Here is a 12,649-nt window from a genome sequence, read left to right on the forward strand (position 1 = left end):
GTTGTATATTACTTCAAATACGACATGCTCTATTGAATTCTCATAACCTTTTATTTTCCGTATTCGATTATTGAGTTTATTTTTCTTTTTGTATATTGAAATTTCTATTTAATTGCTATATAGTAAGAAATGGCAAGCATTTTGGGGAACTTAGGCTTCAAGGCGGCCATAGTTTAAAAAGTGCGTAATAGCTTACTCCAGATAGCTAGTATCCGACTTGTCGGTAAAAAACTATCATTGGGGGAATATATATGAACAAAAATGCTTTAATTGGACTACTTATTTTGGCAGTCCTACTGGGGATAGGCACAGGTTTTTTAGTATTTGATTTTGATAATTTTAAGCTTTTCCTTATTCTACTGGTCTCCTTAATCACAGGCTTTTATAAAGACCTGGGTGGTCCTAGAGGGAACAGTAGCACTAGGAATGGGGAGAATAGTACGTCTTAGACGTGCACTCCCCACACCTCTAGGGGATAGAAATGTAAAAGGGAAGATAAATATTTAGATAGCTAGATCATGGTTTGAATAGCTAGATTATTTTTATCAAAAGAATTTCAAGTTCATATTCCTCTTAATGATGGTAGAGGGGCTGTCGCTATGTAGACCCAGATGCATAGAAGGCAGCCCTATACTTTTACCCTATTGGTGTCATAACTTAAGAGTATTGACACCGGAAGTCCAATGCAGTAGTATCAAGGTATCAAGCGGTGTCGCAATTAGGTGTCATAAGTAATCGTGAAAAGAGGACCTAAAATGACAGTATATGGATATGCAAGAGTATCAACTAAGGGGCAAGACCTAGAAGCGCAGATTCAGGCATTAGAAGGAGAGAAAGTAGAACACATCTATCAAGAAAAGTTTACAGGTACTAAGAGGGATAGACCTGAATTTACTAAAATGCTGGATGAACTTAAAGCAGGTGACAAAATTGTGGTTACAAAGCTAGATAGATTTGCCCGATCCACAATCGATGCATTAACAACAATCAATGCTTTAAATGAAGGAGGTATTGATTTAGTTGTATTGGATATGGGAGGGGAAAAAATTGATACTTCTACAGCGAGTGGAAAACTTTTATTTACTATAATGAGTGGCTTTGCTGAGTTTGAGCGAGAAATGATTATACAGCGAACACAGGAAGGTAAAGCGATTGCAAGACAGAACCCTAACTATCGTGAAGGTCGTAAACCTACATATACAAAAGCACAGCTAGACCATGCCTTAGGGATGCTTGTAAACCATTCATATAATCAAGTGGCTGAAAAAACAGGTATTAGCAAGAGTACGCTAATCAGAGCCATGAAGAAGCGTAAGGCGGAGGAAGTTAAACTGGACAGCAAATAAGAATCTGTAAGAATCAGAAGATGACTTTATGTTTTAATGGGATATTAATAAGGTTACGTTGAGGTAATCGGAAAAGGAAAATGAATATCCTATATGGCTTTTTTCTTATCTAATTAATTTATATTGTGCCTGTAAAAACTGAGTTTTAAGCAGTAATTGGATGGAGCGCAAGAGCCGTTCGTGAAGCCATAGTAGCATCATATGCGCAATTCTGGACATGGATGATTGATATTGTTGGCGGATGTCTGAACCGCAATGTAGTGCCATTTTAAGTGCTATATAGCATAGTTAGGGGAGGGGGTACTTTCCGATATTTTGGTGTTGGTGAATCAAGAATTGGAGCTACCTACTACACACACACCACTTGGATAATGAAACGATACGAGTATAGTTACATGAATATTGAAAAACGTAGTATGGCTGTAATTAATTTTATAAACTGAATAGGATAAGGTGATGTAATTAATGATATTAAGACATTTAACCACGAAAGATAAATATAAGGAAATACTAAAAGCAGGCTGTCTAATTGGATCAAATAATATGCGGAAGGACCATAAGGGGTATGTTTCCTTTGAGTTGTTTAATCAAAGTTTTGAAGAAATGGAGTTTAAAAAAGTATTTGCCGTTGCTAAGAATACTAGTGTTGAAAACGTTGTTCAACTTTTATTTGATGGTAATCAAATGCAAGCTGATGGTATCGAAATTCTAGAAAATTTTAAAAATGGGATAAAACATTCCAAGGTTGAATTAACACTATACCCTATTGATTTTGATATTAATCAAATCGGTGAATATAGATTTGTTTATGGAAATGTAAGTTTAGAATACTTAATAACGTAAGAAAATTAAGCTAATGACTATAGTTATTCTTTTACTAAAATTAAAAGTTACTTAGAGTGTGAGTTGTCTATTAAAAAAATGCACTCTTTTTGTACTTTTTTGAATATGGTGGGTGATATTATTAAAGCAGACAACAAATTTGACCATATAAAATCCTGGGAACAAAGGAGCTAAGTTACTTAGCTTTTTTTTATTACCTAGAGGTTGAGGTTGAAAAAGAATCTGCCGTTAATTTTACGATATCAGTATATAAATCCTTTTTCTGAGCTGCAAAGTGATCCTTTCCTAACCAAGTGCACCTATCAATTTTTCCTCTCTTTAATAACTTAAAAATAACCCTGTGAATTTTAAATCAAATATAAATTCTATTATCATTTGTATGTTAATAGAACTATAAAATAAATGTAAGTCGAATAGAGCTAGAAAGTAACAAATAATTGTAATTTTCATTTCAAAATGGTTACAATAATAATAGTCGGAGTTTGTCGAAATTTGTAAAAATGAAATCAAAATTAACATTAGCGATAGAATACAAGAAGGTAGGGGTGAAATAATTGGTTAAAAAAACTAAGACTAGTATTGAGCAAATGAATATTTTTAACGGATACAAATTCGCCGAATATATAGACATGTCTTATTTTAAAGAAGTATTAAAAAAAGAACTCTCGCTAGAATTCCAATCAGAATCACTAGGAGAAATATACATGGAAATTTCGGTAAATCATCCTGATAAAAAGTATGCACTTGATAAGATTTTTTTTGATTGTATTATGTATAGTCATTTAAAAAATGTATTTGTACACGATATTGCTGAAGTACCGAAGTTAGAAGTTTTTAGAACAAGAGTGAGAAAACTAATCGAGAAATTAAATAAAAAAGATTCTATCCCACAAGCTTTGCATTCATTAATGAGCGAAGATGGATTTTACTTAATGGATAAACTTAATATTACATCATTAACAACTAAATTCATCGCAGGCTTCGATTTCAAGGTCGAAAAAGGTGAATTAAAACAAGCCAGATTTTTATTTACTGAAGTAGTTCCAGTTGGAACTAGGCAAGAATATTTTCTTGCTGGAATAGACTTGGATTTTGAAAATAAAACATGTTTAATTATGATGAAAAACAAATTGCATATTTCAAAATTGGAAGATGAACAAATGAGTCAACACTTGGATAAAACAATCAACTCTTTATATAGAAGGTCAATGGAAATGGTAACGATGGAATTGCTTGTATTGGAAGATATAGAGGTGAAATCTGATAGAAGGGCAATGTATAATCTCTGCAAAGATTTGGATAGCGAGCTCTTAAAAGACATAAGAAAAGAAGTCTCCGATAAGACTAATAAATCTGTTGGTTTGAGTGTAGATAATTTTATTAAAGATTTATTCACTACAACTAAAAAGCCCAGTGGTAATGATAAGAAATTATTAGATGAGAATATTACCTCTTTATTAATAGGGTTATTCGTAAAGACAAATTTTTCAGGAAGTAAGTTGGTTAAAAAAGCCAAAGATATGAAACTATTAGGTTACCCAACAAAGATTAAATTCACTTCAAATAAAGCAAATAGAGGTGCAACACAATCTCCAAGTAGAACACAACCCGTATCTTCTTCAGAAATGTTTCATAGTTTGTATATCAGTTTTAGAGATGCATTAGCTCTGGAACAATGGTCAATTTCTTGGTTTACTGATACTCAATTTAAAGATGTTAAATGTACAGATGTAATCCAGACAACTATTTATTCTAAGTCTACAAATTTTCATATAATATTTAAACCCACTAGGCCATTGGAAAAGGAGATTATTTATCATGTTATTAACAACCTTAATAAATATCGTAAAGCAAAGAGTTAATGGTATTGATGAAAACGCAATAATAGATATACTTGATACAATTAGTAACGAGGATTTATTTACAAAAGAGATAATATCTTCTTATTTAGCTAACGGTGATGACCTTCAAACTTTTTTGGATGTATTGTGTGAACATAATATTATTGAAACTATGTTTAATTATGAATGTGAAGATGAGGGTGACGATGTAGAAATTGCTAAATCACTTCAAGATAATTGCATGTATTGCAAGCGATCAATCGAAGAATCTCCTCATATTGTAAGAGAGATATACAAAATAAAAAATGATGAGCTTTCATATTTAATTGAAAAGCATATTGATGAAGGAATGGAAAGGTATGTAGGGAGGGAATATATAACTAACTTGAAGGAGTTAAAGAAAAGAATAAGAGATGTTGTACCCTTTCTTGGTTCTGGTACCTCTATTCCACTTGGCTTGCCGAATTGGGTAGGTCTGATAAGAGAATTACAGGATGGGCTATATGATGATGATTTAAGACAGTTTAATAATTACTTGGATGCAGGCGACATATTTAATGCTCTCGATTTGTTAGTAGAATGTTCAATTACTTATTCTGAAACAGAAATAAAAACATTTATAAAAGATTATATTCATGAGCATATCAAAACAGAATTAGACGAGAAATATCATAATATTAATGATATCTTAAAACTAAACTCTGATTTTTATATAACAACCAATTATGATAATGCACTATCATTTTATAAAGGTAAATTTTCTACTTCACCATTTATCCTTGATGATTTGAAGGACTTGCAAGATTTGTTCGAAGAAAAGAACAATAGAATTATTCACTTACATGGAAACGTAGAAAGAAAGGAATCATTGGTAGTAACAAAAAAGGACTATGAAAAAGTTTATGAGAGTGAAAAGAATAAAAATATTGTTAATGGAATAATGACAAGAAAACATTTCTTGTTTATTGGTTTTTCTTTTACGGACAAATATTTCACTGATTTATATACACTCTTGCAGAATAATATAGGAGGACAACATTTTATTATACTATCTGATTTACATCGACACCAAGTGAAGAGCTTAAGAGATATTGGATTAAAACCTATAAGTATTAAAGTAAATGAAAGTGAGTATGTAAAAGAGCACGATGTTACAAGTGAAAAAACTCAAAAAATTGTTCATTCATTAAAACATGTTATAAATTATTTGATTAGATAATACTTTCAATTTAACAATTTCAAGATTGGTTAAGAAACAAATAATGAGATTTTGTTCGAAGATTTTATTTGAAAGGTTAAAACCTGACAAGTAGGCAAGATCATTATGAAGTCTATTTCTGCTACTTTGCCCAATGTTCTTAAAAAACCGGAGAAAGCTTAAGCACTTGTTAAATTGTACACTATAATAGACTAGACTAATCGTTAACATAATGGTATATTTTCCTTACCAGAAAAAGTTATCGGTATAGTTGGTGGAAATCCCTTCATATCAACGTTTGATGCAAATGGGACAAAAACCTTCACAAAAGAAGATTAATCAAATGATGGCACAAATGAACAAAGTAAGTGACAATGCGGGTAAGAAAAAATAAGCTAGCTTATTTTCCTTCTATAAATGTTATTTTCATTTGATTTATTTGTACAAGCTGTCGGAAACTAGATGCAATCGACAAAAACCACTTTTTACTGATGAGAAATCAGGAAAGTGGTTTTTTAGTATTTCAGATGATCCGCTCTTATCATCTGTGACTGAAGCGGTGCAACTTTTTAAGGCAAAGTTGTTTAAAGTAAGGGATTATCATTTTACTTTTTTTGGTTTCTTTATTGCATTGATGACAATCATTTTATTATTGATTTTATTAGGTAGAATCATGTAAAAGGGTCTTTAGAACAATTGTACATATCCATTGACAGGGGATTGCGTGAATGGTTTGCCAAATATTCCATTCATTGAAACAAAAAGTTGTTTTATTCCGTCTAATTTATAAAGCTAACAAGGAGACGATGGAATTGAAGAAATTAAGTATAATGGTGAGCATTCTTTTCTTGGCTGCTTGTTCAGCGAAAAACCTAACGGATGAAAGAGCAAAACCGGAAACCAGTGTCGTGGAAGTTTCCGGTACAGCAGTTCATCAGCAACCCGAAGGAGAAGAAGAACAAGAGTATATTAAAATTCTAAAAGATGATGCCCCGAAACTTTGGAGTGATGCTGACGTTCAACTATGGAAGTATGTGTCGGATTATTCCCTTTCTGAAGAAATGGGTTATAAGCAAGAAATTACAAGTTGGAGAAAATTAGAAGGTGAATTTGATAAATCGCTTTCAATGCCAAATCAAACTTGGGAAAATCCAGGAAAGCTCCTTTTAGCTTTCATGACTGATATGGAAGTTAGCAATTTCTTAGGTCAAGGCATTTGGGAGGTCAATTCACGAATCGAATTTTTGGATGGGAATAATGCACTAGGCTATATCATGAGTTATGGATTATATGATGATTCTGCTGCTGGAAGTGACATCAAATTAAAGATGAAAAAAGAGAATGGATTCTGGTATATAGAATCTGCTGAAGAACGAGAGCATTGTTCAAGGGGGATCGGTGAAAAAAGCGGATTCTGTATATAATTTCATTAGGGGGATTTACAATTAAAAAACAGCTATGAAACAGTATTATCCACTCAAAAAAACCCTTTGTATAACAATGCCACATTTGATGTGACCATTGATTATACAAAGGTGTGAATTGCAACAAACTTTAGTTGGTTTCCGGAAAGAATGCTTGGGATGTCTGGATGTCCACGAGTGCAGGAGCTGTTGTTTTTAGGGCGGATTCAAGTACGGATTCAAGCTCCTTATCTGTTGCGACATGGAATCCTTTCCATCCGCACGCTTCGGCGATTTTGATGAAATCAGGGTTGGTGAGGTCAACTCCCACTTCTTTTTTGTCCATGACGTTAATCTTGTCCCTTTCCATTTGAAGTGAGCCGTTATTTATTACAATGACGGTAATGTCGAGTCCATAGCGAGTCGCAGTCGTCAAATCGGCTAGCGTCATTTGGAGGCCGCCATCCCCGACGATCGCTACGACTTGTTTTTCCGGTTTTTCAAGCTTTGCCGCCATTGCTGCTGGTAGACCGAAGCCCATCGTCCGCCAGTATCCGGAGAATATAGTCTTTTGCTGTTTTTGCCTGAAATTGCGATTCAGCCACACCGTAACGTCGCCTGTATCGACTGCAAGAATTGCATCTGCACCGACTGTTCTCTCAAGGGCCCTCATAATACGGGAAGGGTGCACGGGAGACCCTACAGTATTGCCTTCCTGCTCATTTTGCACGGCCCATTTCTGTTTAGCTTCCATGCAACGGTCAACCCAGTCTTCAGTTCGGGAAAAGCCTTGCAGGCCCTCCCTTAAAAGCGGAAGAACTTCTTCTGTTGATCCTGTAATGCCGAGCTTGACGGGAATGCTCTTTTCAATTTTATCGAAATGTGTGTCTATCTGGATAATTTCTGCGTTGGATGGGACATACCCTTCCGGCCACCATGCTGTGCCTGCAAGAAGGACAACATCGGCATCTTTCAAGATTTCGGCAGCAAACGGATTGCCGCCCTCGCCAATGCCTTGCAGCAGGAGAGGGGAAGATTCATCCAACAACCCTTTTCCGCCTAAACTGGTTAAGATGCCAGCCCCCCATAATTCCGCAAGTTTCTCAACTTCTACTGATGCAGCGGCTGCTCCGGAGCCAGCGAGAATCATTGGGCGCATTGCTGTTTTCATCATTGATGTTGCCTGTCTCAAGCTGTCCGTTGTGAAAGAAGAAGAGCCCTCTATATGTTCTGGCAAAGCTCGCGGTACAACAGAAGTGGATTCCATGAATAAATCCTTTGGAATGGACAAATGAGTGACGACCCGCTGACCGAGCGATTTGCGCACTGCTCTATGCAGAAGTTCGATTGTTGCATCCTGATTGGCAAGAGTGGCGGAAAAAGCTGCGAATGGTTTCATTAGCTCCTGTTGATCCACATATTGCGGAGATTCTGTTCCGATTTTATCCGTAGGTGCTTGACCAGTGATTGCGAGGACAGGTGCTCTGTCTGCATATGCGTCTCCCAAGCCGTTCAGCAAGTTGGCTGCCCCAGGACCCATCGTTGCCATACATACTGCAAGCCGGCCTGTCAGTTTCGCTTCTGCAGAAGCCATGAAAGCCGCAGTAGATTCATGTTTAACAGCGATAAATTGAATTTGATCTTGTTTTGCAAGCGCGTCAATGAGACCGATAATCGCATCACCGACTACACCGTAAATCCTTTTTACACCGAATAACGACAGTTGATCAAGTACCAATTCTGCAACTGTCCGTTCATTTTTTTTCATGTCATAAAACCTCCTCGATAGATTATAACTATCTTGCTATCAGTGTAGCAGGAAAGTTCACTCTTATAATTCTTCCTCTAAAAAGCTGTAGGTAAACTTTAGGGTAGACGACTAAAAGTGTTTAAAATAAATATAGGAGACAGACTGACGTACAACATCAGTTATTGAGGAAAAGGGAAAGGCCCTTTATGGTCTTAAAAGATATGAAGAGGCAGTGGCCTGTTTTGAGCAGGTGAGGATTCGAGACTACGCAAATCATCCATTCGACGTATCTATTTTGTACGAAAAGGATGCTTATACGGCTCTTTTTCATATGGCTTTAGGGGATAAGCAAGAAGCGAAACATTGAGAAGCTGTTGAGAATATATCAACGATGCCCCTTATAAGGAATTTAAAATGAATACCTATAATATCTTCTAAAAGCTATGGTAACTTACACCTTCCAAAAGACAAGGAGGGTGTATTTTTTGTTTTTAATAAGTATTTAGAAAATATAGCTGTAATTCGTGATATAATTGACTGTAAGGAAATATATAGAAAGGTAAGGGAAAGCAGTGGGAAACGCTGATCTATTGATAAGTTAAACATGACGTTTGAACTACTTGAGAATAGACGGCTTTCTTAAGCGGAGGACATCTATCAAGAATGTCTTCGAACACAACTCAAAGAAACTCGCAGAAGTTGATGACCTTGAGGAAGTAGATGAGGTTAAGAGTATGCTTGATGGATTTGATGTTTATTATTTGAGCGGGAGAAAGGGAGGGTTTGAATGTTTCAGCCTACAGCATTTTTTCATGCAGGTTTAAAGATTATTGGTGTGCTAACGATCATTTGGGGTTTGACACATGTTGTTACTGTTGTTTATTCATTCTACTCAGTTCTTAATCTTTCAAATTTGATGTCTGGAAGTGATTTAATGAATTATCGTCTATCTCTAATCTTTCAGGCGGCATATCCTGTCTTGCTTTTAGCACTGGGGGTTTACTTATTAAAGAGTGGTGCGGCAATCATACAATTTGCCTCACGGGGTTTGGAAGAGAATTACGAAGACAAGGCCGGAGAGCTGTTCATACTGTTTATGAAGTTAGCCGGGTTGGTCTTGATTATTTATTCTATACCAAAAGCATTTCAGATAGTGGCTAATGTCATGTTTGTTTCTTCTGCAAAATTAATAGATACAAGTATCCAAGTGGACTTCATCATTCATAACCTAGTTATTACTGTTATTCAGTTATTGCTTGGCGTTTATTTATTAAAAAGTGGTAAGGTTTTTCATAAATTGGGATTCGCAAATTTATTATGACGGTGTTCTTAAGTGCTGGATAATAATACATTTCGAAAGGCAGATGATTATAAGAATGCAAACCACAGTTAAGATACTCGTTATTCCTATTGAAAATCTGTACGAAGAGTTGAAACAGTCAATTCCGCGTTATAATTACTAGTGAAATTATAAGTGACTAACTTAAATTAATTAGGAAAAGGGTGATGGAAAATGGACGTAAGATATCCAATTGGGGAATTGCAAGTTCCTGAAAATGTAACATTGGAGAATGTTCGAGAATGGCTAAGGGAAATCGAATCTTATACGACTAGGTTAAGAGAAACGGTAGACCATTTGAGTGACGAGGATTTAAATAAAACATATCGCGATGGTGCTTGGACAGTGCTGCAACTTGTTCATCATATTGCGGATTCACAGGTAAACATGTATCAACGCTTGAAGCTTGCTTTAACGGCTGAAAATCCAATAGTACCAGGTTTCGATGAAGAAAAGTGGGCAATCCAACCGGATACAGAACTTCCCGTGGAAAGCTCCATTAAAATGTTGGAAGGTATTAATGATCGGATCGTAGCATTAGGAAATAGTTTAACCGAAGAGCAGCTAGATCGAGTTTTCACTCACCAGAAAAACGGTGAAATAGCAGTAGCTACGAAGATTGCAAAATTAGCTTGGCACGAAAATCATCATTTGGAACATATAAAAATCGCACTAAAAACGAACGCAAAATAAGATTGCTGCGTGTTTGAATAATGCACGTACGTAATTGGATACACCTTCCTTAAGAGTAGGGGGTGTATTTTTATTTGACTTGGAGGAATAGCGTGAAAATACTTGCTGCCTTCATGATATAATCGTCATAGCAAGGACTAATTTGTAGTAATGAACAATTATTGTAATAAACTTTACCGGTAATATGGATCTTGTTTTTTGGTTATGGAATCATTAGTTCTCTTGTTATTAACAGTATTGGGAAGTTCTCTCTTTCTCTTTCTTTTGGTAAACAGATGTTGCTTTATATATTATTCGGCTTTCAGGTGAAATGGTGGAAAGAGGAGTAGCGTAGTAACCTGACTGACAGCAAATTACTTCTCAAGCATTTAAATAGCTTATACGGGGGCAAAGAATGTGTAAGAAAATCATTATTTATCTTCTAATTGGTGTAGTTGCAGTAGTGTTTTTATTTTCTGAATATAACGAGTATAAAGAAAAGAGCTTGGATGATTTAGTTGCAAATGCTAAATCTATTTCATTTAAGATTCATAATGATGACGATAGATGGACAACGGATAAAAAAGAAGCGATAGATGAATTAACAAAGTTCTTAAGCCAATATCAAATCAAAAAAATGAAAGATCCAAAGGGAATTGTCTATTCGGAAGAAGTTGGATTTTGGCTGGCCATTCACACGAAAGATAAAATTATCATGGCTGCACTTTACGAAGAACGTATTTACATTCCAGGTATGGGCTATTACAAGGTTCTCAATGGGCCGATAGACAAGGGATGGCTCCAAAGTTTTACTGAAAAATATCAATCAGGTCAAAGTATAGATGCAACAACCAAACAAATTGAAATTAGTAATTACAAAGCTCGAATTTTAAAAGTTGATACAAATTTAGAAGAGGAACATGTTTGGCATTTCGTTCCTGAAGACGTTAAAACAATGGCTATTTCTGTGGAAGCAGAGAATGTTGAAACAATCCTATTCTGGATAAGTCCAACAGGAACTGAGACATGGGGGGAAGGAACACTTATTGGGTACGATATAGATGGAAGTGACGGATGGTCCATTACGTGGGAATTTGGTGATAGAATTTTCCTCGACCGCATTATAGTTCAAGCATTGGGAAGTGATGGCGTCACACAAGCAAAAGAGACGCTCAATCTCCGTTCCCGTCATAAGGAATAAGTTAAACACTGGCATAGATATGAGAAGGTGAATAGTGAGTCTTTCACAGTCGGATTATTTTGAATCAGCATAGGAGTGAACGAAATTTGAAGAGAGTTCTAATTGGTGGATTCGTTATGATGGGCGGTTTAATCATCGCTGCAACCGTAATTTTAGCAGGTGCTATATATGTACCAGATTCGACGTCATGGTGGTCGGGCAGGTCGAAATTTTGGTTCGCGATTTTGGGTGGAGAACAATACGGTGATGACGCTGTGGATTCGTTATTTTTGGGGTTGCCGCTTATTACAGGTGTGCTATTAGCGCTTGTGGGGTTACTAATTTTGGGGCGCGAATACTATAGGAAATGATGAGGGTTTAATTATTTAGATAAAGTTTCCTAATCACTTGTTTGTAAATTAGTAAACTGGAGCTAAGGTTTCTATCTTAGGAGGATCAATGGCGTACTTTGACTTCGTGGATATGTGGGTAATGAACAGCATGTTTGGAATCCTAGTGATCGCTTTATTTTTGTTAAGGGAGATTAAGATATATAGGAGGGATTGCATGAATTATATTCAAAATATGAGAAAGCTCATCGGTCACGAAACCTTATTCACAGTTGGCTGTGGAGTAATTATAGAAAACGAAAGCTGTATATTATTGCAGCACCGCACTGACGAAGATAACTGGTGTATTCCCGGCGGAGTGATGGAGATCGGGGAAACGTTTGAACAAACAGCTAAGAGAGAAACTTACGAGGAAACAGGATTAGACATTGATCAGTTAAAATTTTTCGGTATGTATTCTGGAGAGAGCTGTTTTGTTCAATATCCAAATAAAGATCAAGTATACAGTGTTCAAATCATATTTATGACAACTACATTTAGCGGTGAACTGAAGCAGCAAGGAATTGAAAGTAAAGAACATCGGTTTTTTAAGAGAGATGAATTACCTGCTAACTTGAACCCGCGTCAAGAACAGTTTATACACCATTGGGCTGAAAATAAAACTTTGCCTGTGATTAGTTGAATTTGCAATCAGGAGGATCAAAGTAGATTAAATTGGGGGCGATGT

The 12,649-nt window shown here is 35.8% G+C and carries 11 protein-coding genes and 1 pseudogene; 11 read left to right on the forward strand and 1 reads right to left on the reverse strand.

All coding sequences use genetic code 11. The features are described from left to right. Positions 1-755: 755 nt before the first annotated feature. From M3193_RS02165 to M3193_RS02190, 6 genes and pseudogenes are all read left to right on the forward strand, one after another. Positions 756-1,346, forward strand: coding sequence for a recombinase family protein (locus M3193_RS02165; protein ID WP_251624136.1), 591 nt, complete (start codon positions 756-758; stop codon positions 1,344-1,346). A 465-nt stretch (positions 1,347-1,811) separates the two neighbouring features. Then, complete coding sequence (locus M3193_RS02170; RefSeq protein ID WP_251624138.1) at positions 1,812-2,189, forward strand: hypothetical protein; 378 nt, start codon at positions 1,812-1,814, stop codon at positions 2,187-2,189. A gap of 554 nt (positions 2,190-2,743) precedes the next feature. Continuing rightward, a complete protein-coding gene (locus M3193_RS02175; RefSeq protein WP_251624140.1) occupies positions 2,744-4,051 on the forward strand; it encodes a hypothetical protein in 1,308 nt (435 codons plus the stop codon). After that, a complete protein-coding gene (locus M3193_RS02180) occupies positions 4,008-5,249 on the forward strand; it encodes an SIR2 family protein (protein WP_251624141.1) in 1,242 nt (413 codons plus the stop codon). Before M3193_RS02175 ends, M3193_RS02180 begins: the two co-directional genes overlap by 44 nt. Positions 5,250-5,526: 277 nt before the next feature. Then, positions 5,527-5,622: pseudogene (locus tag M3193_RS02185) on the forward strand (YneF family protein); the annotation flags it as partial. A 418-nt stretch (positions 5,623-6,040) separates the two neighbouring features. Beyond that, a complete protein-coding gene (locus tag M3193_RS02190) occupies positions 6,041-6,652 on the forward strand; it encodes a hypothetical protein (RefSeq protein ID WP_251624142.1) in 612 nt (203 codons plus the stop codon). Between the two features lie 130 nt (positions 6,653-6,782). On the opposite strand, the gene M3193_RS02195 is transcribed toward M3193_RS02190, so the two are convergent. Further along, on the reverse strand, positions 6,783-8,399 hold the full coding sequence (locus M3193_RS02195; RefSeq protein ID WP_251624143.1) for a thiamine pyrophosphate-binding protein: 1,617 nt from the start codon (positions 8,397-8,399) through the stop codon (positions 6,783-6,785). A 769-nt stretch (positions 8,400-9,168) separates the two neighbouring features. On the opposite strand from M3193_RS02195, the gene M3193_RS02200 reads away from it, so the two are divergent. From M3193_RS02200 to M3193_RS02220, 5 genes are all read left to right on the forward strand, one after another. Then, positions 9,169-9,702: a hypothetical protein gene (locus M3193_RS02200; protein WP_251624144.1), complete on the forward strand. Its 534-nt coding sequence runs from the start codon at positions 9,169-9,171 to the stop codon at positions 9,700-9,702. Between the two features lie 192 nt (positions 9,703-9,894). Continuing rightward, positions 9,895-10,413 (forward strand): YfiT family bacillithiol transferase, encoded by a 519-nt coding sequence (locus tag M3193_RS02205; protein ID WP_251624145.1) that lies wholly within the window; start codon positions 9,895-9,897, stop codon positions 10,411-10,413. 394 nt (positions 10,414-10,807) lie between these two features. Further along, positions 10,808-11,593, forward strand: a complete 786-nt coding sequence (locus tag M3193_RS02210) for a hypothetical protein (RefSeq protein ID WP_251624146.1) — start codon at positions 10,808-10,810, stop codon at positions 11,591-11,593. An 86-nt stretch (positions 11,594-11,679) separates the two neighbouring features. Next, on the forward strand, positions 11,680-11,943 hold the full coding sequence (locus M3193_RS02215; protein WP_251624147.1) for a hypothetical protein: 264 nt from the start codon (positions 11,680-11,682) through the stop codon (positions 11,941-11,943). A gap of 196 nt (positions 11,944-12,139) precedes the next feature. Beyond that, a complete protein-coding gene (locus M3193_RS02220) occupies positions 12,140-12,604 on the forward strand; it encodes an NUDIX hydrolase (RefSeq protein ID WP_251624148.1) in 465 nt (154 codons plus the stop codon). Positions 12,605-12,649 lie beyond the last annotated feature (45 nt).

The sequence above is a fragment of the Sporosarcina luteola genome, assembly GCF_023715585.1.
Classification (GTDB): domain Bacteria; phylum Bacillota; class Bacilli; order Bacillales_A; family Planococcaceae; genus Sporosarcina; species Sporosarcina luteola_D.